The organism is Bordetella sp. 2513F2, from assembly GCF_054642735.1.
In genome coordinates, this window is record NZ_CM137755.1 from 3,508,011 (window position 1) to 3,530,726 (window position 22,716).

At 69.4% G+C, this 22,716-nt stretch carries 21 protein-coding genes; 10 read left to right on the forward strand and 11 right to left on the reverse strand.

All coding sequences use genetic code 11. The features are described from left to right. Positions 1–28: 28 nt before the first annotated feature. The 10 genes from ACYBYQ_RS16580 to ACYBYQ_RS16625 form a co-directional block, all read right to left on the reverse strand. Positions 29–1,066 carry a hydroxyacid dehydrogenase gene (locus ACYBYQ_RS16580; RefSeq protein ID WP_459615519.1) on the reverse strand — a complete coding sequence of 346 codons (1,038 nt, stop codon included), beginning with the start codon at positions 1,064–1,066 and terminating at the stop codon, positions 29–31. Between the two features lie 2 nt (positions 1,067–1,068). Beyond that, positions 1,069–1,743 (reverse strand): RraA family protein, encoded by a 675-nt coding sequence (locus ACYBYQ_RS16585; protein ID WP_459615521.1) that lies wholly within the window; start codon positions 1,741–1,743, stop codon positions 1,069–1,071. Between the two features lie 34 nt (positions 1,744–1,777). After that, complete coding sequence (locus tag ACYBYQ_RS16590) at positions 1,778–2,746, reverse strand: Bug family tripartite tricarboxylate transporter substrate binding protein (protein ID WP_459615523.1); 969 nt, start codon at positions 2,744–2,746, stop codon at positions 1,778–1,780. Positions 2,747–2,808: 62 nt separating this feature from the next. After that, complete coding sequence (locus tag ACYBYQ_RS16595) at positions 2,809–3,693, reverse strand: NAD(P)-dependent oxidoreductase (RefSeq protein ID WP_459615525.1); 885 nt, start codon at positions 3,691–3,693, stop codon at positions 2,809–2,811. Positions 3,694–3,834: 141 nt separating this feature from the next. Continuing rightward, a complete protein-coding gene (locus ACYBYQ_RS16600) occupies positions 3,835–4,569 on the reverse strand; it encodes a hypothetical protein (protein ID WP_459615527.1) in 735 nt (244 codons plus the stop codon). Between the two features lie 10 nt (positions 4,570–4,579). Next, entirely contained in the window at positions 4,580–6,190 is a 1,611-nt protein-coding gene (locus ACYBYQ_RS16605; RefSeq protein WP_459615529.1) for an MFS transporter, read from the reverse strand. Between the two features lie 24 nt (positions 6,191–6,214). Next, positions 6,215–8,104 (reverse strand): amidohydrolase, encoded by a 1,890-nt coding sequence (locus ACYBYQ_RS16610; protein ID WP_459615531.1) that lies wholly within the window; start codon positions 8,102–8,104, stop codon positions 6,215–6,217. A gap of 8 nt (positions 8,105–8,112) precedes the next feature. Beyond that, complete coding sequence (locus ACYBYQ_RS16615) at positions 8,113–8,793, reverse strand: hydrolase (protein ID WP_459615533.1); 681 nt, start codon at positions 8,791–8,793, stop codon at positions 8,113–8,115. Between the two features lie 159 nt (positions 8,794–8,952). After that, a complete protein-coding gene (locus ACYBYQ_RS16620) occupies positions 8,953–9,876 on the reverse strand; it encodes an NAD(P)-dependent oxidoreductase (protein ID WP_459615535.1) in 924 nt (307 codons plus the stop codon). Continuing rightward, a complete protein-coding gene (locus tag ACYBYQ_RS16625) occupies positions 9,873–10,289 on the reverse strand; it encodes a carboxymuconolactone decarboxylase family protein (RefSeq protein WP_459615537.1) in 417 nt (138 codons plus the stop codon). The genes ACYBYQ_RS16620 and ACYBYQ_RS16625 overlap by 4 nt, the downstream gene beginning before the upstream one ends. 303 nt (positions 10,290–10,592) lie before the next feature. On the opposite strand from ACYBYQ_RS16625, the gene ACYBYQ_RS16630 reads away from it, so the two are divergent. From ACYBYQ_RS16630 to ACYBYQ_RS16675, 10 genes are all read left to right on the forward strand, one after another. Then, positions 10,593–11,333: a DUF3348 domain-containing protein gene (locus ACYBYQ_RS16630; RefSeq protein ID WP_459615539.1), complete on the forward strand. Its 741-nt coding sequence runs from the start codon at positions 10,593–10,595 to the stop codon at positions 11,331–11,333. 10 nt (positions 11,334–11,343) lie between these two features. Then, positions 11,344–13,701: a DUF802 domain-containing protein gene (locus ACYBYQ_RS16635; RefSeq protein ID WP_459615541.1), complete on the forward strand. Its 2,358-nt coding sequence runs from the start codon at positions 11,344–11,346 to the stop codon at positions 13,699–13,701. Next, positions 13,698–14,348, forward strand: coding sequence for an OmpA family protein (locus ACYBYQ_RS16640; protein WP_459615542.1), 651 nt, complete (start codon positions 13,698–13,700; stop codon positions 14,346–14,348). The genes ACYBYQ_RS16635 and ACYBYQ_RS16640 overlap by 4 nt, the downstream gene beginning before the upstream one ends. Beyond that, on the forward strand, positions 14,341–14,952 hold the full coding sequence (locus ACYBYQ_RS16645; RefSeq protein ID WP_459615544.1) for a DUF2894 domain-containing protein: 612 nt from the start codon (positions 14,341–14,343) through the stop codon (positions 14,950–14,952). Before ACYBYQ_RS16640 ends, ACYBYQ_RS16645 begins: the two co-directional genes overlap by 8 nt. A gap of 162 nt (positions 14,953–15,114) precedes the next feature. After that, complete coding sequence (locus ACYBYQ_RS16650) at positions 15,115–15,591, forward strand: thioesterase family protein (RefSeq protein ID WP_459615546.1); 477 nt, start codon at positions 15,115–15,117, stop codon at positions 15,589–15,591. Between the two features lie 257 nt (positions 15,592–15,848). Beyond that, positions 15,849–15,995 carry a hypothetical protein gene (locus ACYBYQ_RS16655; RefSeq protein WP_459618841.1) on the forward strand — a complete coding sequence of 49 codons (147 nt, stop codon included), beginning with the start codon at positions 15,849–15,851 and terminating at the stop codon, positions 15,993–15,995. 22 nt (positions 15,996–16,017) lie between these two features. Further along, positions 16,018–17,508 (forward strand): YXWGXW repeat-containing protein, encoded by a 1,491-nt coding sequence (locus ACYBYQ_RS16660; protein WP_459615548.1) that lies wholly within the window; start codon positions 16,018–16,020, stop codon positions 17,506–17,508. Positions 17,509–17,692: 184 nt separating this feature from the next. Continuing rightward, positions 17,693–19,849 carry a TonB-dependent receptor domain-containing protein gene (locus tag ACYBYQ_RS16665; RefSeq protein ID WP_459615550.1) on the forward strand — a complete coding sequence of 719 codons (2,157 nt, stop codon included), beginning with the start codon at positions 17,693–17,695 and terminating at the stop codon, positions 19,847–19,849. A gap of 4 nt (positions 19,850–19,853) precedes the next feature. Beyond that, complete coding sequence (locus ACYBYQ_RS16670; RefSeq protein ID WP_459615552.1) at positions 19,854–20,885, forward strand: MerR family transcriptional regulator; 1,032 nt, start codon at positions 19,854–19,856, stop codon at positions 20,883–20,885. Between the two features lie 58 nt (positions 20,886–20,943). Then, positions 20,944–21,822 carry a class I SAM-dependent methyltransferase gene (locus tag ACYBYQ_RS16675; RefSeq protein WP_459615554.1) on the forward strand — a complete coding sequence of 293 codons (879 nt, stop codon included), beginning with the start codon at positions 20,944–20,946 and terminating at the stop codon, positions 21,820–21,822. A 29-nt stretch (positions 21,823–21,851) separates the two neighbouring features. Here the strand turns inward: ACYBYQ_RS16675 and ACYBYQ_RS16680 are convergent, their stop codons facing one another. Further along, on the reverse strand, positions 21,852–22,616 hold the full coding sequence (locus ACYBYQ_RS16680) for an IclR family transcriptional regulator (protein WP_459615556.1): 765 nt from the start codon (positions 22,614–22,616) through the stop codon (positions 21,852–21,854). Positions 22,617–22,716 lie beyond the last annotated feature (100 nt).

Genomic DNA, 22,716 nt, shown 5'->3' on the forward strand with positions numbered 1-22,716 from the left:
CGGGGCGCGCCCCGGCCTGCCGCGGCGTCTACCGCTGCGCCCGGGCCAGCCGCTCGAGGAAGCGCGGCCATACCTCCGGATTAAGCAGGCGCGGCGGACGCTCGCCGGCGAGCATGGCTGCGATCTGCCGGGCCGAGCCTTCGGCGACCTTGCGCCTGGCATCGTGGGTGACGCCGCCGGTATGGAAGGTCGCCACCACGTCGGTGCGCCGCAGCAGCGGATGCGTGGGCGCAGGCGGCTCCACCGACCAGACGTCGAGCCCGGCGCCGGCCAGGTGCCCGCCCTCCAGCGCCGCCAGCAGCGCAGCCTCGTCGTGGATGCCGCCACGTGCCGTCGACAGGAACAGGCTGCCAGGCTTCATGCGCGCATACGCCCGGGCATCCATCATGCCGCGCGTGCTTGCGTCCAGCGGGCAGTGCAGGCTGACCACGTCGGACTGCGCCAGCAGTCCGTCGAAATCCACGGGCTCCGCGCCGCGTGCGCGTATCTCGTCGGCAGGCAGCAAGGGATCGAAGGCGATCGGGCGCATGCCGAAGCCTGCGCCGATGCGGGCCACGCGCCGGCCGATCTCGCCCAGGCCGACGATGCCCAGCACCCGCCCCTCGATCTCGTCGCCCATCAACGCTTCGCGGCTCGACGCCGCGCCGCTGCGCAGGGCTACGCCGGAGGCGTCGAGTTTCTTGACCAGCGAGAGCAGCAGGGCGAAGGTCATCTCGGCCACCGACGCGGCATTGGCGCCGGCCTGGTTCACCACCGCAACGCCGGCCCGCGTGCATGCGGGAACGTCTATCGTGTCGTAGCCGGCGCCGCCCGAGGAAACGCACAGCAGGCCCGGACAGCGGGCCAGCAGGGGCTCGCCCACGAACCAGCTGCGCGCCAGCTCGTCCTTGGCAGCCGACACATGGTAGGCATGGGCCTGGGCCAGGCCGGCCCAGGTGCGGGGATCATCGGCGCCGGGGGGCAGCACCGAGAGGTCCAGGCCGCCGGTCTGCCGGATCACGTCGTCGAAGACGGGATTGAGCCAGAGATCCAGGCGCGCCACGCGCAATGCGGCTGCAGGGCTCATGCTCACCCCGGCAGTTCGCAGCCCAGGGCCTTCAGCCGCGCATCGATCCAGGAGGTGTCGAGCTTGCCGGCCGCGATCTGCGCCAGCGTCTCCTCTTCGGCGGCGTGCTTGGCGGAGGCAGCCTGGTAGAGCGCTTCCGCCTGGTCGTAGGGCACGCACAGCAGGCCGTCCTCGTCGCCGAGGATCAGGTCGCCCGGCGCCACGGTCATGCCGTCCAGGGCCACGGTGCAGTTGATCTCGCCCGGACCGTCCTTGTAGGGGCCGCGATGGGTGATGCCCGCCGCATAGACCGGAAAGGCGCTGCGGCCGATGGTGCCGGAATCGCGGATGGCGCCGTTGATGACGATGCCGGCGATGCCGCGGGACGCGGCGTACGTGGTCATGATCTCGCCGATGATGGCATTGGTGAGATCGCCGCCCGCATCCACCACGACGACGTCGCCCGGCTGGGCCAGGTTCAGCGCCTTGTGCACCATGAGATTGTCGCCAGGGCGGGTGCGCACCGTCAGGGCCGGGCCAGCCAGGAGCGATCCGTCGTGCATGGGGCGCAGCCGCGCGCCGCCGGCGGTCATGCGCGACATGCAGTCGCTGATGTTGGCCACGGGGATCTTGCGGAATTTCTCGACGAGTTCCGCGCTCACGGCGCGCGTGCGGGGATGGATCTGGAAGCCGATCATGCAGGTGCTCCTGAATGGGTGATGGGGATGTGCATTATTGCCTGGGAATGCCGGCGTCCTGCACCACCTTGCCGAACACATCGTGATCGGTGCGGTGGCGCCGGGCCAGGTCTTCCGGCGTGCCCTTCATGACGCTGTAGCCGGCGGCCTCCAGCTTCCTTGCCGCCTCGGGCTGGTCCAGCGCCCGGTTCAGGGCCGCGTTCAGCGAGGCGATCACCTCGTCCGGCGTCTGGCTGGGCGCCATCAGGCCCCACCAGATGGTCTGGTTGATGGACTTGAAACCGCTCTCCACGAAAGTGGGCACCTCCGGCAGCGCCGGCGAGCGCTGGTCGGCCACCACGGCCAGGGCGCGCACCTTGCCGCTGCTGATCTGCGGCAGCAGCGAGGCCACCGAGCCGGTATAGAGGTCGATACGTCCGCTCATCAGGTCGGGGAACGCCTGCGACCAGCCCCGGTAGGGCACGTGCATCAGCTCGATGCCGGCCGCCTTGCGCCAGAGATGGCCGATGAGGTCGCCGCTGCCGCCTATGCCCGGGATGCCCAGCGAGACCTGGCCGGGCTTGGCCCGCGCGGCGGCCACCACGTCGTCCAGCGTCTTGAACGGCGATCCGGGCAGCACCACGAAGACACTGGGCGACGAAGCCACCAGGCCCACCGGCCGAAAGTCCTTGAACGTGTCGTAGCTGAGCTTCTGGTACAGCCACGGGTTCAGCACGATGTTGTCGGTCTGTGCCATCACCAGCGTGTGCCCGTCGGGCCGGGCCCGCGCCGTGGCGTCCAGCGCCAGGTTGCCGCCGGCGCCCGGCTTGTTTTCCACCACGATGTTCCAGCCGGTGTCCTGGCCGATGGCCGTGGCCATCATGCGCGTCAGCGTATCGGTGCCCCCGCCGGGCGGAAATGGCGAAATGAAGGTGATGGGCGCCGATCCGAGATCGGCCGCGCCGGCCATGGTGGCTGCCAGGGCCAGCGCAGCGGCGCCGGCCAGTGTCTTGAACGATAGCATTGTCTTCCTCACGAGTCGTTGTTGTCATGCGGCTGCGGCAGCCTTGGGAGGCTGCCGCGCCCTCAGGGCTGCCGGGCCAGCGCCGTCAGCCATGCCAGGCGTTCCGGCACGGTGTCGGGTATCTCGAGCGGTGCGCCGCCCTGCGCGGCGCGCGCCGCCTGCAAGCCCTGCGCGGTGCGTGCGAACAGGCGCTCCACGCCGTCCAGCACCAGGGGCTGCAGGCCCGCGTCGCACAGTTGCTGGCGGGCCTCGCGCACTTCGGCCAGGCGCCGCGGCGCATGCTGCACGTGCGAGCGCACGAAGGCGTCCACGAAAGTCGTCAGCGGAGTGCGGTCCATGTCGGCCAGGACCTCGTACAACGGCGCACGCAGGCCCATGCTCTCGGCGGCCACCAGGCATTCCACCGCCAGGCTTTCCATGCCCTTGGTGAGGATGCTGCGCAACAGCTTGAGCCGCACCGCGTCACCGGCCTGGCCCTCGATGGCCTGTGCCGGAGCGCCGCACGCCTGCATCGTGGCGGCGGCCTCGTGCGCGCCCGTGCCGGCGCACAGCAGCGGCGTACGGGCGCCCAGGAGTGCGATGGCGCCCATGATCGCCACGTCGGCGAACGGCATGCCGCGATTTGCGGCAACCTCCGCAGCGGCCTGCATGTCCGGCGCGCCGGCGGTGGTGAGATCCATGTACAGCGTGCCTGGTCGCATGTGTGGCATGGCCTGCTCGGCCACGGCGCGGGCGGCATGGCCGTACACCGCGCACACCACCAGGTCGGCGTCGGCCAGCCAGGGCCCGGGCGCTGCATGCAGCGCGGCGCCGTAGGCGCGGGCCCGCGCCTGCATCTCGGCATCCTGGCGCAGGTCGCAGATGGCATCGAGCCTGTGGCCCGCTGCCATCCAGGCCTGGGCGTAGCAACTGCCCACCTCGCCACACCCTATCAGGCTGATATTCATGTTTCGGTACATAAAAAAAACAATACCGGTTTGTAGCCTGAGGACACTTCCGTTGAATACTAGGGTAAATACCAGTAATTGCCGCGCGAAGAAAAACATTTTTAATACAAATCCACGGACAGCAGCCGGCTCCCCGCCCTGTCAGCGCCGATCCCGCTCTTCGCCGGACAGGCCCGATCCCAGGCCCAACCCCATGCCGACGCCTGCGCCACCTGCGCCACCGGCTCCGCCACGTCCTCCGCCACGCGCCGCGCCGCTGCCCTCCGCCCGCCCGCGGGCCGACGGGCCCGCCGGTCTCGCGGGGCCCTGCTGCGGAATCCGCACATCGGCCGGAACGGCCTCGAGGGCCAGCACGGCACGGATGAAGTCGCGCAGTGAAACCACCAGTTCGGCGGTATGCACGGGCCGGCCGGCCGCCAGTTCGGCGGCGGCATGCGCGGCGAGCCGCACCTGCTCTTCCGTGCCGAGCAAGATGATGTCGGAGAGCGCCGCCTCGACGGCATCGCGTATGCGCCGGGGGCGATCGAACGCGTAGGCGTCTGCACTTCCCACGAGCATGTCCTGCGGCAGAGAGGCCTCCGCCTCCTGCCCGGCGCCTCCGGGCACCGTGGCCGCCACCGGCTCGGCGCGCCCCCGCAACTCGCGCAGATGGGCGGGGTTCACCGCCAGGTTGCCGGTGAACGAGCCGCCCAGCACCTTGTAGGCCGCGATCAGCGTGCGCAGGCGTTCGTTGATCTGGCGGTTCTCGCGTTCGCGGCGCTGCTGCACCGTCTGCATGACCAGCAGGCGCACTCCCACGCCGATGAGCGTGATCAGGGCCAGGCCCAGCAGCGTCAGCAGCAGGCCGTGCCAGGAAGAGAAGTCGAGCAAGCGCATGGGGATGCCGTTATGCCTGGCCGAGACCGGGCCGGTTGATCGCCAGCATGTGCCGCACGCGCGGCGGCTGGCTGCCGCGGTGATAGGCACGCACCGACTCCTGGACATCGGCATCGGCCCGGGACACGCGGCGATGCTGCCGCATGTGTTCGGCCCAGGACTCCACCATGAACCATTCCAGCATCAGTCCGCCGTCTTCGGCGTCCTCGGTGATGCCCCAGTCGTAGGCGCCGTCGCGGCGCCGCTCGGCCGACAGCCCGGCCAGCGCCTTGAGGAAAGCGGCACGGTCGGACGGATCGATGCGGTATTCGATGAGGATGAGGACCGGCCCCCGGTCGTGATCCACCGGCGCGGCGGTCAGGGGTTCGGGCCAATGGTTGGACGGCACCAGGTCGGCCTCGCCCCTGGGCAGCTTGAGCGCGTGCGAAGCCAGGCCCGTCGCGGCCAGGCCCGCCGCCCCGGCCGCCAGCGTGTACGCCACGCCGATGAGCTCCGCCACCGCGCCCCATGCCAGGCTGCCGGCCGTCATGGCGCCATTGAACACCGTGAGATAGACCGCCAGCGAACGGCCCCGCACCCAGTTGGGCAGGATGGACTGCGCCACCCCGTTGAGCGTGGTGAGCGCCGTGATCCATGCCGCCCCCAGCAGCAGCAGCGCCACGGCAGCAACCCATTGCACCGGCACCAGCGCGAGGAACAGCATCACCGCCGCCGTGACCAGCGCAGCCAGGAGCAGCAGGCCGTCGGCGCTCAGGTGGGCGCGCAGGCGGGGCAGCAGCACGGCCCCGCCTATGGCCCCCAGCCCCACGGCGCCGAGCAGCAGGCCGTAGAAGCCCGCGCCCCCGCCCAGCAGTTCCCGGGCCACCAGCGGCAGCAGCGCCCATACCGAGCTGGCGAGCGCAAAGAAGACGAAGGCGCGGATGAGCACCACGTGCAGGTCGCGACTGGCGCGCGCATACCGCAAGCCCGCCCGGAACGCGCCGGAGAAGCGCTCGGCGAGCGCATCTTCGGCCACGGCCGGCCGGCGCCACCACAGCAGGGCCGAGATCACGAATACATAGCTGATCACGTCCACCCCGTAGGTGACCGCCGCGCCCAGGCTGGCGAGCACCGCGCCCCCCAGCGCCGGGCCGATGGCGCGCGCCACGTTGATCCCCAGGGAGTTCAGCGCCACCGCGCTCTTGACGTCCTTTTTCTCCACCAGCTCCGGGACGATGGACTGCCAGGTCGGCCCCATCAGCGCGGCGCCCACCCCGCCCAGGAACGTCAGCGCGATCAGCGACGTCACCGACTGCAAGCCCCAGGCCGACAGCAGCATCAGGCAGGCGCTCACGGCGGCAAGCAGCAACTGGATGGCGATCAGGAAGCGTCGGCGGTCGAGGATGTCGGACAGCACGCCCGCCGGTATCGCCAGCAGGAAGATCGGCAGGGTGCCGGCGGCCTGCACCATGGCCACCGCCGTCGGCGAGGGCGACAGGTCGGTCATGATCCAGGCACTCGCCACGTCGCGCACGAAACTGCCCGTATTGCCTATGACCGTGGCGATCCACAGCACCGCGAACAGCTGCTGGCGCAGCGGAGCGAAGCCGCTGGAGGGCGCAGGCCCGTTGGGTGAGGTCATGCGCGTTGCTCCGTCGCGGCCCGGCTAGACTGCCCAGCAGGAGCAGCCCAGCGCACCGAAAAAGCCCTGTGGGTCCGATACGGGCAGGCGCGAACCCCAGGCGTGCGCGTGCCGGTGCCCGTGCACGCCGCAGGCACGCGCGCAGCCGCAGGCGGCCACCATGCGATAGCCCAGCGAATTGCGCCCCGCGCCTTCCGGTTCGCCCCAGGCCGCATAGCCGCCGTAGGCCCGCACCGGCGACCAGTCGGGCATGGCGGGCGGCAGCGGGTTGTCGTCGAGCGCAGCGAACTGCCCGGCGGCATACACCACGCGCCCTCCGACCAGGGTGAGATCCGACACGAGAAAGGAGATCTCGTCCTCGGGGCAGGCGAAGTAGTCCCTGTCGGGCACGATGAGGTCGGCCAGCTGGCCGGCCTCGATGCGGCCGCGCCGGCCTTCTTCGCTGGAGAACCAGGCCACGTTCTCGGTCCACATGCGCAGTGCGGTCTCGCGATCCAGGCAATTCCGGCGCGGATAGAGCTGCATGCCGCCCACGGTCTTGCCGGTGATCATCCAGGCCAGTGAAACCCACGGGTTGTAGGACGCGACACGGGTGGCGTCGGTGCCCGCCGAGACGCGCACGCCCTGCTCCAGCATGCGGGCCACCGGCGGCGTGGCCTCGGCGGCGGCAGCGCCATAGCACTCGACGAAATACTCGCCCTGGTAGGCCATGCGATGCTGCACCGCCACGCCTCCGCCCAGCGCCGCGATGCGATCGGTCGAACGCTGGGAGATCGTCTCGGCATGGTCGAAGAACCAGTTCAGTCCGGCCAGCGGGACGTCGCGGTCGACCTTCTCGAACACGTCCAGCGCGCGCGATATGGTTTCGTCGTAGGTGGCATGCAGGCGCCACGGCCAGCGGTTCTGCGCCAGCACGCGCACCACCTCCTCGAGCTCGCCCTCCATCGTGGGCGGCATGTCCGGGCGCGGCTGGCGGAAATCCTCGAAGTCGGCCGCGGAGAACACCAGCATCTCGCCGGCGCCGTTGTGGCGGAAGTAGTCGTCGCCCTGCTTGTACTTGACCGTGGAGGTCCAGTTCAGGAAGTCTTCCTTCTCATGTCCGGGCTTCTGCGTGAACAGGTTGTAGGCCAGCCGCACCGTCATCAGGCCTTCGTCGGCAAGCTTCTGGACCACGGCATAGTCTTCAGGGTAGTTCTGGAAGCCGCCGCCGGCGTCGATCACCCCGGTCACGCCCAGCCGGTTCAGCTCGCGCATGAAGTGCCGGGTGGAGTTCACCTGGTAGTCGAACGGCAGCTTGGGGCCGCGCGCCAGCGTCGCGTACAGGATGGTGGCGTTGGGCCTGGCGATCAGCATGCCCGTGGGATTGCCCTGCGCGTCGCGCACGATCTCGCCGCCCGGCGGCTCGGGCGTTTGCCGGGTATAGCCCACCGCGCGCAGGGCGGCGCCATTGAGCAATGCGCGGTCGTACAGGTGAAGCAGGAACACCGGCGTATCCGGCGCCACCGCGTTGATCTCCTCGAGCGTGGGCAGGCGCTTCTCGGAAAACTGGTGCTCCGTGAATCCGCCCACCACCCGCACCCATTGCGGCGGCGGCGTCACCGCGACCTGGCGGCGCAGCATGTCCATCGCATCGGCCAGCGTGCGGACGCCATCCCAGCGCAGCTCGAGGTTGAAGTTCAGGCCGCCGCGCACCACGTGCGTATGGTTGTCGACCAGGCCCGGCAGGACGCTGCGCCCGGCCAGGTCGATGACGCGCGTGGCCGGCCCGGCCAGGGCCATGACGTCGCGGTCATCGCCGACAGCCAGGAAACGGCCGTCCTTGACGGCCACGGCGCTGGCCGTGGGGTTGCGCCGGTCTAGCGTGGCGATGCGGCCGCGATGCAGCACGACATCCGCATGGTTGGCGGTATCCATGCGCGCGGCTACCTGGCGGGATTGGGGCCGATGCGCTCGCCATGCTGCACCCGCTCCGGACCCTTGTGCACGTGGGTGACCGCATAGTCGATGCCCATGCCATAGGCGCCCGAGTGCTCCTTGACGATGCCGGTCACCGCGTCGTAGGTTTCCTTGCGCGCCCAGTCGCGCTGCCACTCCAGCATGACCTGCTGCCAGGTCATGGGCACGGCCCCCGCCTGCACCATGCGGTCCATGGCGTACTTGTGCGCATCCACCGAGGTGCCGCCCGACGCGTCGGCCACCATGTAGATCTCGTAGCCGCCTTCCAGCATCGCGCACAGCGCGAAGGTGGTGTTGCAGACTTCGGTCCAGAGGCCGGACACCACGACCTTCTTGCGGCCGTTGGCGGCCAGCGCGTCGCGCACGTTCTGGTCGTCCCAGGAGTTCATGGAGGTGCGCTCGAGGATCGGGTGGTCCGGGAACACCCCGAGCAGCTCCGGATAGGTGTTGCCGGAAAAGCCGTCGGTCTCGACGGTGGTGATGGTGGTGGGGATGTTGAACGCCTTGGCCGCCTTGGCCAGGCCCACCACGTTGTTCTTCAATGTCTGGCGGTCGATCGACTGCACGCCGAATGCCATCTGCGGCTGCTGGTCGATGAAGATGAGCTGGCAGTTCTGCGGCGTGAGGACCTCGAGATACTTGGACATGGCCGTGCTCCGTATAAGGTACGCTGGGGAACCTGCATTCGTGGCACGAAGATTTCCGCCATGTTACCCGCGCAGCATCCCATGCCGAGCAAGCGGGCGCCCGTCCGCGGGCACCTGCCAGTCGAGTTTACAGAGGGGCTTGCATGGCTGCAATGCAATCTAGGCCCGGGGCCCGGACCCGAGCTCCACGCCGGCCAGTTGTTCGCACAGCCTGGCGACGGCGGTGTGGTCCTGCCCTGTACCCAACGACTTGCCGGCGGCCGCCCAGAGTTCGCGGCACAGCGACGCGAACGGGGTGGGGGTGCCCGTGTCGGCGGCGATGCCCAGCGCGATGCTCAGGTCCTTCACCATGAGGTCCAGCCCGAAGCCGGAATTGAACTGGCGCGAGAGCACGAACTGCTTGAATTTCTTCTGCGTCGAGTTGTTCATGCCCGTAGAAGCATTCAGCACGTCGACGACCACTTCGGGGTCCAGGCCGAACTGCTGGCCGATCAGCATGGCCTCCACGCCGATCAGGAATCCGCCCGCCGACACCAGGTTGTTGAGCGCCTTCATGGCGTGCGCCGACCCGACTGCGCCGGTATGGAGAATGGAGGTGCCCATGGCCTGCAGCACCGGCCTGACCCGCTCCAGCGTCTGCGCCGGACCGCCGAACATGATGGCCAGCTCGCCGGTGCGCGCCCGCGGCACGCCCCCCGAAACCGGAGCATCCACCAGTTCGCCGCCGGCCGCCGCCACCTCGGTGGCCAGCGCCTGCGTGCGGGCGGGCACGCCCGAGCTCATTTCTATCACGACGGCGCCGCGTCGCAGCCCGGCCAGCACGCCGTCCGCGCCCTGCAGGACCTGGCCGACGATGGCGCTCGTGGGCAGCATGGTGACCACCATGTCGCTTCGGGCGGCCAGCTCGCGGCAGGATCCGGCCGCCACGCCGCCGACCTCGGCGGCGAAGCGCGAAGCCTGCCCGTCCACCGCGTCGTAGACGCAGACCTGATGGCCGGCCTGCACCAGCCGGGCGGCCATCGGCCATCCCATGCTGCCTATGCCCACCACGCCCACGGCCAGGGCGGGAGCGGGCGCGCTCATTGGCCCGCCTCCTTGAAGGCGCCCTCTTCCTCGAGCACCTGGTTGGCCACCTTGAACGCATCCAGGCCTGCCGGTATGCCGCAGTAGACCGTGGCCTGCAGCAGGATCTCCTTGATCTCGTCCACGGTGACGCCGTTGTTCAGCGCGCCCTTGACGTGCAGGCGGATCTCGGCGGGGCGGTTGAGCGCGGTCAGCATGGCCAGGTTGATGATGCTGCGCGTCTTCTTCTCCAGGCCCGGGCGCCCCCAGGCATAGCCCCAGCACCATTCCGTGGTGATGTGCTGGAACGCCATCATGAACTCGTTGGCGCGCGCCAGCGACCCGTCCACGTATTCGGCGCCCAGCACTTCCCGGCGCAGGGACAGGCCTTTCTCGAACAGGGCGCGGGTTTCGGTTTCGGGTGTGTCTGCCATGGATTCCTCTTCGTACGGTGGGGGAAGCGGCGTGCACGCGCACGCCGGCCCAGGGCCGGCGGAGGTCCGGATGCCCGGCTGTCCTGGTTTCGCGCATCATTTCAGACAATACTCTCAACAGTCAATAATATCGTCTTACGAGAATTCGCGAATCTGATGGTCCCACAGACCCCGTTGGCCGCGCGCAGGGACGCCGCCTCGATCCCGGTGGGCGGGGCCCGCGGCCTCGCCCCGCCATACCCCGGCAGGCCCTCGGCATCCCGCCCTGCGCGTGTAAACTCCTGGATTTTTGACACGAGTGGTATGGCGCTAGTACCACCGCGCACCGGTCCGAGCGGCCCGGCCCTCACCCGCCTGCTGGCCCGGCTGGGAGAGGTCGAGGCCGGCCGATCCCCGCATTCGACTTCCGACCGCCTCAGCCTGTGGCTGGGCTGGGCCGATGCCATCGCATTGGCCTCGGCGCTGGACGGCACGCCGCCTCCCGTGCCGGCCGGCTCGCGCGCGTCCGCCGCCGAAGAGGAACGCGAATACGCGCGTGTGCGGCGCTATCTGGTGCAGGCCATCGCCGCAGACACGTCCGCGGCCGGCCGGCGCCGCGACAACGCGCGGGTGGCGTTGCGCAAGCCTGCCCGCGAGCCCAGGATCGGCTACGCGGATTTCCGCCAGTGCTACCTGCTGCTGCAGAAGACCATGGAGACGGAGATCGCCGGCCTGCGCAGCCGCCTGCGCTCGGGGCTGGCGGCAAAAGCCTCCGAAGCGACACGGCTGGCCGTCGTGGACGCCGTGATGGAGCGGGTGCTGGGCGCGCGCGAGCGGGCCCTGCTGGCCAGCGCCCCCGCCCTGCTCGAGAAGCATTTCGAACGCCTGCGGCAGGCGGCCCGGGAAACCGAACCGGAAGCTGCCGGGCCGGATGCGGCGGCTGCGCCCGCGCCGGACGCATGGGTCGAGCTGTTCCGCAAGGACATGCGCAGCGTGCTGCTCGCCGAGCTGGACGTGCGCCTACAACCGGTGGAAGGACTGCTTGCGGCCCTTCGCGCCAGCTAACCAGAACACCATGACCAGATATCTCATTCCTCTTGCTGTCTTCGTCGCGGGTCTGGCCGCCGTGTGCTGGATCGGAGCCGGTTATGCCGGGTCCAACCCGCTAGCGCTGGCCGTCACGGCGCTCATCGGCGCCTTCTACCTGGCGGGCGCCCTGGAACTGCAGCGCCACCAGCGGGCCAATGCCGCCCTGGAACGTTCCCTGGCGGGCTTGTCCACGCCGCCTTCGGGCCTGCAGGCCTGGCTCGACAGCCTGCCTCCCGGACTGCGCAACGCGGTGCGCCTGCGCATTGAAGGCGAGCGCGCGGGCCTGCCCGGGCCGGTGCTCACACCCTACCTCGTCGGCCTGCTGGTGCTGCTGGGCATGCTGGGCACCTTCCTGGGCATGGTCGCCACGCTGCGCGGCACCGGCGCCGCATTGCAGAGCGCGACGGACCTGCAGGCCATCCGCGCCTCGCTGGCGGCGCCGGTCCAGGGCCTGGGATTTGCGTTCGGCACCTCGATCGCCGGCGTCGCGAGCTCCGCCGCGCTGGGCCTGCTCTCGGCATTGTCCCGGCGCGAGCGCTTCAGGGCGGCGCAACGGCTGGATGCCGCCATCGCCACCTCGCTGCGCCCCCATTCGCGCCCGCACCAGCGCGAGGAGGCATTCAGGCTGCTGCAGAAGCAGGCGGACGTCATGCCCTTGCTGGTGGATCGCCTGCAGGCCATGACCACGGCACTGGAGCTGCAGAGCCGGACCCTGAACGAGCGCCTGCTCGCCAGCCAGGAGGCCTTCCACGGCAAGACCGAGGCCGCCTACGCCCGGCTGCTCGCGTCGGTGGAGCAATCCATGCAGGCCAGCGCCGCGCATAGCGCGCGTGCCGCGGGCGAGGCGATCCAGCCGGCCGTGGAAGCCACCATGTCGGCCCTCGCGCGCGAGGCCTCGGCCTGGCACGACACCATAGGCCGGGCCCTGCAGCGGCAGCTCGACGGCATGGCGGGCCGCTTCGAAGCCACGACCGGCAAAGTGGCGGAAACCTGGAACCAGGCCCTGGCAGGCCAGCAGCGCACCAGCGAAACCATGGCGCAAGACCTGCGCAGCGCGCTCCAGCGCTATGCGGAAACCTTCGAGCAGCGTTCCGCCGAATTGCTCGAAGGCATATCGCGCCGCCTCGAAACCGCGGCCGGCAATGTCTCGGCCGCCTGGAACGACGCCCTGGCGCGGCAGGAGCAGGCCAGCGGCAGATTGGCCGAGGAGAGCCGGCTGGCCCTGGCCGCCACGGCAGGCACGCTGGAACACCATACGGCCTCGCTGCTGCGCAGCATCAGCCAGTCGCACGCCGAGCTGCAGACGGAACTCGCAGTGCGCGACGAACAACGCCTGGCCGCCTGGACCGGATCCCTCGGCGACATGGCCGCGACGCTGCGCCAGGAGTGGGAGCAGGCGACACGGCAGGCGGCCGCCCGCCAGCAGGAGATCTGCGACATGCTGGCCCGCACCGCCGATGCCGTCGCCTCGCAGGCGCAGGAACATGCACGCGCCACGCTGGCCGAGATCGACCGCCTGGTGCAGGCCGCCGGCGAAGCGCCCCGCACCGCGCTGGCCCTGCAGGCCGACCTGGCCGCGAAGGACGAGCAGCGGCTGGCCGCCTGGACCGGCTCCCTCGACGACATGGCCGCGAGACTGCGCCAGGAATGGGAGCAGGCAACGCTGCAGGCGGCCGGCCGCCAGCAGGAGATCTGCGACATGCTGGCGCGCACCGCGAGCGAGCTGTCGTCCCAGACCCGGGAGCAGGCCAGCAGCACCATCGCCGAAGTGCGCCAGCTGGTGCAGGCCGCCGTGGAAGCGCCCAAGGCCGCCGCCGACGTCATTGGGGAATTGCGCCAGAAGCTTACCGAGGGCATGGCCCGCGACAACGCCATGCTGGAAGAACGCAACCGCCTGCTGGAGACGCTGGGCACGCTGCTGGATGCGGTGAACAATGCATCCACCGAGCAGCGCAGCGCAGTGGATGCGCTGGTCTCCACTTCGGCCGAGCTGCTCGACCGGGTCGGGACGCAGCTGGCCGACAAGGTCGGCGCCGAAACCGGGAAACTGGCGGAGGTCGCGGCCCAGGTCACCGGCAGCGCGGTCGAAGTGGCCAGCCTCGGCGAAGCCTTCGGCACGGCCGTGCAGATCTTCAGCGAATCGAACGAGAAGCTGCTGGACCACCTGCAGCGCATCGAAGCCGCGCTGGAGAAATCCATGACGCGCAGCGATGAGCAACTGGCCTATTACGTGGCCCAGGCCCGCGAAGTCGTGGACCTGAGCATGCTGTCGCAGAAGCAGATACTCGAAGACCTGCAGCAGCTCGCCGTGCAGCGGGCGCCGGCCGACAGCGACGCCGCATGAACGACGACCTCGACACCGGCCTGGAACCCGCTGCGCCGACCTGGGCCGTCTTTGGCGACCTGATGTCGGTGATGCTCGGCGCATTCGTGCTGATCCTGGTGGGCATCGTCGCCATGCAGCTCGAACTCGCCACGCGCCTCGACGAGGAGGTCCGGCAGCGGCAGGAGGAAACCCATCGTCGCGAGACGCTGGAACAGGCATTGGCCGCGCCGCTGGCGGCAGGCCGGGTCACGCTCACCGACGGCCGCATCGGCATCAGCGGCAGCGTGCTGTTCGCGCTGAACTCCGACCAGCTGCAGCCCGAAGGACGCGAGGTCCTGCAGAGCCTGGTCCAGCCGCTGGCCGGGTACCTGCAGGCCCGCGATGAAATCCTCATGGTGAGCGGCTTCACCGACGACCAGCCGGTGCACGAGACCAACCGGCGCTTTGCCGACAACTGGGACCTCTCCGCCCAGCGTGCGCTGACCGTGACGCGCGCGCTGGTCGATGCCGGCATCCCGGCCTCGTCGGTGTTCGCCGCCGCCTTCGGTGCGCAACAGCCCGTGGCCTCCAACGCCGATGAAGCCGGACGTGCGCGCAATCGCCGGGTGGAAATCGCCCCCGTTCCCCGGCCGTCGGCGCAGCAGAAGGAGGCTGCGCTTGACTAGCGTCGAAGCCACGCTTGCCTCCTGGCGCGAATCTGGCGCCGATCGCGTCGATCCGGTCCGCTTCCGTTTCATCGAAGCGCTGGCCCGCCGTGCCTCGCAGCACCAAGGCCCGGCCCGGCGCAGGCTCGAAGCGCGGCTGGCGCAGCTGCTGGACGACTATCGCCTGGGCCTGGAGGCCGGCGGGGCGCCGCAGCCGTCCGACCCGCCGCGCCGCGCGTCGCCGGGCGTCCTGTCTCAACTGCTCGGCCACATGGCCAGCCAGCCTCGCGCCCCCGGCCAGGGCCCCGATCCCCGCGCGTCGTACCCCGAGTCCGTCTGGCTGGACGACTTCCGCAAGACCTGGGCCCGCCTCAGCGCCGACAGGCAGCTGCGCCATTCGCAGGAACAGGTTCCCGACAATGCCGGCCCGCTCAACTCCAGCCACCTCGTGCATCGTTCGCTGTCGCTCATGCGGGAAGTCTCGCCGGCATACCTGCAGCACTTCCTCTCGTACGTCGATGCGCTGGCCTGGCTGGAACCGCTGCAGGACGCGCTCGCGCCGGCGCCCAGGGAGACCCCGCGCGCCGCACCCCGCAAGAGCCCGCGCGGCAAGCCGGCCCGCTAGACATCATGGTCGCTGGCGTATCGCCGGGCGGCAAGCTCCATCCGGCGATATCGGCGCGCCGGGGCACATCGCGCTACGATGGCGCATCGCGGCCGGAACGAAATCCCGTCATGCAGCCGCGGCGCGAATCATCCCCTGCTGCCCTTCTGCCCTGACGCTCCCATGCAATCCCTACCGCACACCACACTCTCCGTCGACCCCGCCTGGATCGACGAATACGGCCACATGAACGCCGCCCACTATGTCGGCGTCTTTGACCGCGTGGGCTTCGAACTGATGCGCCAGCTCGGCGTGGGGCTGGACTACACTGCGGCCACGCGTTGCGGCGCCTACACCATGAACATTCACGTGGCCTACCTGCGCGAGGTGCTGGCAGGCGATCCGCTCATGCTGCGCCTGCGCGTGCTCGAGTCGGACGACAAGCGGCTGCTTTGCCTGATGGAACTCATCCAGACCCGGGACGGCTATGTGGCGGCCACCATGGAACAGCTCTCGCTGCACGTGAACCTCGACACCAGGCGGGCCACGCCTTTTCCCGCATCGCTCGCGCAACGGCTCGCAAGCCTGGCGGCAGAACATGCAGCCCATCCGCTGCCCGACGGCTATCGCAGGATGCTGCCGCTGAAGCCGCCGCGCTGAAGCCGACCGCTCATCCCGGCACGGACGCGGCGCGCACGTAGGCTCCGCTTACGCAGCCTTGCAATTTGCATCGTCGCCCCACCTGCGTCCTGCAGGAAGCGGGCCGCGGCGCGCAGAACAGACCGTCACAAATAACCCCTTTCGTCACCATTCACCGATTTCAAAGCGATTACAAAGACGAACTCGCCGTGGCGGGCCGTGCCTAAATTGAGACGAGCGTGCGAAACCCTGCGCGCCGTACGGAAGGAGCGACCGTCATGAAAACGATAGCTGCACTGCTGGTCATGGCCGCCACATTGGCCGGATGCGTGGTGGTGCCAGCCCGTCCGGCCCACCACTACCATCATCGCCCCGGCCCGCCGGTGTACTACTACCCGGCGCCGTACTTCTACTACGGGTACTGAACGTTCCCGTCAGGAGACCGACATGAACAAGCTCAAACGCCTGTCCGCCAGCGTGCTGATCGCAGGCGCACTGACCGGAGCCATGGCCGTGCCCATGCCGGCCATGGCCGACGTCTCCATCAGCATCGGCGTCAATGCCTGGAATTCCCCGCCTCCGCCGCTGCCGGAATACAGCCAGCCCATGATCCCCGGCCCGGGCTACATCTGGACCCCCGGCTACTGGGCGGTCAGCCAGGGAGGCTATTACTGGGTGCCGGGCTCCTGGGTGCGGCCGCCGTTCGTGGGCGCGCTATGGACGCCGGGATACTGGGCCTATGTCGGCAACGTCTACCGTTGGCATCCCGGCTACTGGGGCCGCCGCGTGGGCTACTACGGCGGCATCAACTATGGCTACGGCTATGTCGGCCGCGGCTACCACGGCGGCTACTGGAACCGCGACCGCTTCTACTACAACCGCGAAGTCAACAACATCAACGTCACCCGCGTCACCAACGTCTACCAGCGCAAGGTCGTGGTCAACAACATAGACAGGCGTCGCGTCAGCTACAACGGCGGGCGGGATGGCGTCCGCTACCAGCCCACCCGCGAGGAACGCGAAGCCGAACGCGAACGCCGCGTTGCGCTCACCCGCGAGCAGGAAGAACGCATACGCGAGGCGGCGCGCGACCGCAACCAGTTCGCCGAACACAACAAGGGCCGGCCGCCGCGCACCGTGGTGGAAAATCGGCAGGACGGCCAGCCCGACCGCCGCGACCGCAATGAGCGCCCGGGTGACCGCCAGAACGGCGACCGCCGCGAGGACGGCCGGCCCGGCAATGGCGACACGGCGGATCGCAACAATGCCCGCCCGGACAACAACGCCAACCGTACGGACCCGCGCAATCCCGGGCAGGAGCGCAACGACGCGCAGCGTGCCGGCAACGAACGCGACAACGCCTCCCGGCAGGAAAGGGAGCGCGCCCAGCAGGAGCAACAGGACGCCCGGCAACGGCAGCAACGTGAGGCCCAGCAACGTGAGGCCCAGCAGCGGCAGCAGCCGCAACGCGAGCAAGAACAGGCACGCCAGCAGCAGGACGAAGCGCGGCGGAAGCAGCAGCAGGCGCAACAACGCCAGCAGGAGCAGGGCCGCCAGCAACAGCAGGAACGGGCCCGCCGGGAACAGCAGCAGGCGCAGCAACGCCAGCAGGAACAAGGCCGCCAGCAACAGCAGGAACGGGCTCGCCGGGAACAGCAGCAGGCACAGCAACGTCAGCAGGAACAAGGCCGCCAGCAGCAGGAACAAGCCCGCCGGCAGCAGCAACAGCAGCAGCAGGAACAGTCCCGCCGTCAGCAGCAGCAGATGCAGCAGCGCCAGCAACAGGAGCAACGGCGTCAGCAGCAGCAGACGATGGAACGCCGCCAGCAACAGGCGCAGCAACGGCAGGCCGCGGAGCGGCGGCCCTCGCAACCCCAGCGCGAGCAACGCCGCGCAGAGCCCCGCGGTGGCGGCCAAGGCGGCGGACGCGACCGGTGAAGAGGATCGATCAGCTATCATAGGTACGACTCCAATAGCTGACGCATTGCCGGCCCGCGGAATCCGGGGCCGCAATGCCTGGGGGACGCCACATGGGCGTCCTCTTTCGCGTCCCCCCCCCGCCTGCCGTACAGTCAGCGGGAAAGACGCAGGCAAAAACCTCTCCGGCCATTTCGACGCAGCGATGCCCCACCCTGCCACCCGCCGCAACGCCATCCCTCTCGCCCGGCCCGGAGCGTGGACATGGCTGGCGCTGCAGGGAACGCTGGGACTGGCCACCCCGGCTGCCTACGCGCAGGGGCCGGTGCAGACGCTCCAGCCGGTGGTCGTGACCAGCACCCGCTACGACACCTCGCTGCTGGACACGCCGGCATCGGTGAGCATCGTGGAAGGCGCGCGCCTGCGCGCCGATTCGCTGCAGATCAATCTTTCCGAGAACATGGGCAGCGTGCCCGGCCTGCAGATCCAGAACCGGCAGAACTATGCGCAGGACCTGCAGATCTCGGTGCGCGGCTTCGGCGCACGTTCCACCTTCGGCGTCCGCGGCGTACGGCTCTACGTGGACGGCATTCCTGCCACCATGCCCGATGGCCAGGGCCAGACCTCGAACATCGACATCGGCTCGGCCGCCCGGGTCGAGGTATTGCGCGGTCCATTCTCCTCGCTCTACGGCAACTCGTCGGGTGGCGTGATCCAGGTGCACACCGAGGATGGCAAGCGGCCGCCGCGCGTGCAGGCCAGCGTGGCGGGCGGCAGCTACGGCACCTACCGCTACGGCATGAAAGCCAGCGGCGCCACGGGCACCGCGGTCGGCGATGTGGACTACGTGCTGGACGCGACCCGGTTCACCACCGATGGCTACCGCGACCATAGCGCCGCCCGCAAGAACCTGGGCAACGCCAAGCTGGGCATCCAGCTCGACGAGCGCAGCCGCCTGACCGTGATCGGCAACAGCGTGGACCTGAAGGCCCAGGACCCCCTGGGGCTGACGCGCGAGCAGTATGAGGCGGATCCGCGCCAGGCCACGCCGCAGGCCGAGCAGTACAACACGCGCAAGACGGTGCAGCAGACCCAGGGCGGGCTGGTGTACGAACGGCAGATCGATGCCGACAACGACCTGCGCGCGATGATCTACTACGGCCAGCGCGAGATGACGCAGTACCAGTCCATTCCCGCCTTCGTGCAGGCGAGCCCGCTGCATGCCGGCGGCGTCATCGGCCTGGAGCGCGAATACGGCGGCATGGACCTGCGCTGGACTTCCCGGCTCGACCTTGCGGGGCAGCCTTTCACCCTGATAGGGGGACTGGCCTACGACTCCCTGCGCGAGGAGCGCAAAGGCTGGGAGAACTACACCGGCCCCGCCTCCGCGCCCTCCGCGCTGGGCGTGAAGGGCCGCCTGCGCCGCAGCGAGACCAACGAGGTCTACAACCTCGACCCGTATGTCCAGGCCTCGTGGAATTTCCTGCCGGAATGGACGCTGGACGCCGGGCTGCGCTACAGCACCGTGAGCTTCGAGTCCGACGACCACTACATCCAGGGCGCCAACGGCGACGACAGCGGCTCGACGCGCTACCGCAAGGCGCTGCCCATGGGCGCACTGCGCTACGCGGTCAGCCCGTCGACCTCCGTCTATGTCTCGTACGGCCGCGGCTTCGAGACCCCCACCACCAACGAAGCCTCCTACCGCCCCGACGGCGGCGCAGGCCTGAACCTGGGCCTGCGGCCCGCGGTCAGCAACAACTACGAAGCCGGGATCAAGACAGAGCTGGGCAGCGGCCTGCTCTCCCTGGCGGTGTTCCATACCGACACCCGCGACGAGATCGTTTCCGCCGGCAGCACCAACGGCCGCGGCACGTTCCGCAATGGAGGACGCACCCGCCGCAACGGCTTCGAGGCCGCCTGGAGCGGCAACCTGGCTTCCGACTGGCGCGCCGACCTCGCCTATACGTGGATCGATGCGCGCTACCGCGACGACCTCGATGGCACCGACATACGTTCCGGCAAGCGCATTCCCGGCATTGCCCGGCAGATGGTCTATGGGGCGCTGGCCTGGGCGCCGCCGGAAGGCTGGCGCGCCGGCATCGAGGGCCGCTACCTCAGCAAAGTCTATGTTGACGACGCCAACAGCGACGCCGCGCCCAGCTACTTCGTGGCCTCGCTGTCCGCCGGCTACCTGTGGCGCCGCGGCCCCTGGGAATGGAACGCCTACGCCCGCGTCGACAACCTGTTCGACCGCGAGTACGTCGGCTCGGTCATCGTCAACGAAGGCAACGGCCGCTACTTCGAACCGGCGCCCGGGCGCAACTGGAGCGCCGGCATGAGCATCTCCTATACGTTCTAGGACCATGCAGGAACCTCAACTCCAGGCGCGGGCGCCTGGCATCACCATCGGGGCACTGGCCCGCCAGGCCGGCGTCACGGTCCGGACCCTGCACCACTACGACGCCATCGGCCTGCTGCGCCCCAGCGCGCGCAGCGTAGCGGGATACCGGCTGTACCTGCCCCAGGATGTGCAGCGGCTGCATGTCGTGCTCGCCCTCAGGCAACTGGGATTGAGCCTGCCGGAAATCGCCGACCACATGGCGCGCGGACCCGTGGCCACCCGCGCCCTGGTCGAACGGCAGATCAGCGAAGCACGACGCCTGCTGCGCGAGACGCACCAGCGGATCGAGACGCTGGCCCTGCTGCGCGACACGCTGCGGCGTGACGACGCCGGCGAAAGCGACCTGGTTGACGCGAGCCGGCTGGTGGCGCACTACGAGCGTCACTTGCGCGGCCAGCGCATACGCCGCCAGCTCGAGGCGTGGCGGCGGGCACGGCCGCGCTGGCAACCGGTGGCCGAGGAACTTTCCGCGCGCATGCAGGCCCGGACCGACATCGGCGAGCCCGCCGTGCAGCGCCTGGCGCAGCGCTGGATGAACCTGGCCATGCAGGCATTCGGCGGAAACCTCGGCACCATACTGCGCTGGACTCGCATGCACCGCGAGGCGCCCGAGACTGCCCGGCATGCCGGCCTGGAACCGGCCTTGCTGGCCTACCTGGAAAACGCCGTGGGTGCCCGCATGCAGGCCCTGGCACGGCACCTGTCCTCGGACGAACTCCAGCAGCTGGACGGGACCACCGGCCCGGCCTGGGAGCGCCTTGCCGAAGACGGCGAAGCGCTGCTGGCCACGGGCGCGCCCCCCGACAGCGCGCCGGCAAAGGCGCTGAAAAAGCGCTACCTGCAGCTGCTGGCGCGCACTGTCCGGCACGACCCCGTGGTCGCCGGGAAGCTGCGTGCCGCCCATGAGCGGGAGCCCATCCTGGCGCACGGACATTTTGTCTCGCACAGGCTGCGGGCCTTCCTGGACCGCGTCCCGGACGGCCCCGGCACTTGACCCTCACGCAACGTCAGGCCTCAAGCTGGCGCTTCACATCACTTGCATGAGGCACTCCATGACGCACCCCGATTCCGGCGCAAGCCCCTGTCCCAGCCCGTCCGCCCTGCGCGTGGCCGCCGCGCGCGCCCTGCATCGCCTGCTCGACGCCCCCCTCGTCCTGGACGAGGCGCACGCGCTGCCCATGCTCGGCCCGCAGGCTGCCGCATCACTGCTGGCGGACCCGCTGGCGCACAATGATGTGGCGGCGCGTTCCCTGCGCGCCGGCATCGTGGCGCGTACGCGCCATGCCGAAGACCGGCTGCTGCGCGCCGTGGCCTCGGGTACCCGCCAGTACGCCCTGCTGGGCGCCGGGCTGGATACCTGGGCCTGGCGGGCGCACCATACCCTGCCCGCCGTGCACGTCTTCGAACTCGACCAGCCCGCCATGCAGGCCTGGAAGCGACAAGTGTGCGCAGACAACGGCTGGACGGCGCCGGCGCACCTGCACTGGGCATCCTGCGACCTGACCCGCGACGATCCCGTCGCCGTCCTCCGCCGCGCCGGCGCCCGCCTGGAACAGCCCCTGTCCGTCTCCCTTCTGGGCGTGCTGGTCTACCTGGACGAAGCCTGCGTTTCCCGGATCCTCGATGCGCTGGGCGGGCTGGCGCCGGGCAGCACGCTGGTGCTGGACTATCGGCTCGATGACGCGCTCCTGCCCCCGATGGAATGCTTCATGATGCAGGCGGTTGCCCAGGGCATGGCTGCCGGCGGCGAGCCCTGGCTGTCCAGCTGCTCGCCGCAACGGCTGCAGCAGTTGCTGGCCCGCGCGGGATTCGAGGTAGAGGAAGACATCGATGCGTCGGACCTCAACCGGCGCTATTTCCACCAACGCCGGGACGGCCTGCAGATCGCCGGCGGGGGCTTTCGCCACGCAAGTGCGATAAAGAAGGGCTGAAGCCGCGGCCCCGGCCCGCGGCATCCGGCTCACACCATCAGTATGCTGGATAGCTCCTCTGCGAGCTCCATCATGGCCTGCGCCACGGGGCCCTCGAGCTTCTCCTGCGTCATGATGGAACTCGCGCCACCGCAGTTCATCGCCATCACCCGCCTGCCGTTGGGCGAGACCACCGCAACACCCAGCGCATTCACGTCCGGATGGTACCTGCGCAGGTTCAGCACGTAGCCGTGCCGGCGATAGGTGTCGAAGCACTCGTCGAGATAACGCCGGTGCTCGGCCCAGCCCTCAGGCCGGGCCTGTTCGAGCATCTGAAGCAGGACGTCCCGTTCTGCATCGGGCAAGGCCGCCAGATAGGCTGCCCCCACAGCCGAGCGCTCGATCTGCAGTGCAGACCCCACATGGAAATTCAGCCGCAGCATCGTGGGGGCTGAGGCCCTGGTCAGGATGCGCATGTCCAGCTGATCCCGCGCTGCCACGGAAACCGACGAACCGAATCGGTCGGCTATGTCGGTGATGCGGGGAAACGCCACCTCCGCGATTCCGCCATAGGACAACGCCGCGCAACCCAGCGCCAGTACGCCGGGGCTCACGCGCAATCGTTCCGGGTCGTTACCAGGCTCCAGGTAGCCGGCCTTTTGCAGCGTATAGCAAAGCCGCCAGACCGTGGATTGCGACAAACCCAGCATGCGCGCGATCTCGGTGCTGCCGAGTTCGCGGTGTTCGGCAGTAAAGCAGCGCAGGACGTCCAGCCCCCTGGCCAGGGCGGTAACGAAATGACGGTCTTCCTTCACTTGCCCTCCTGGCACAGTCAAACGCCGCCACGCGTTGACAACGCGGACAGCAGGCACTTAAACTAATCTGCAATGCAGATAATCAAACTGCAGTGCAAAT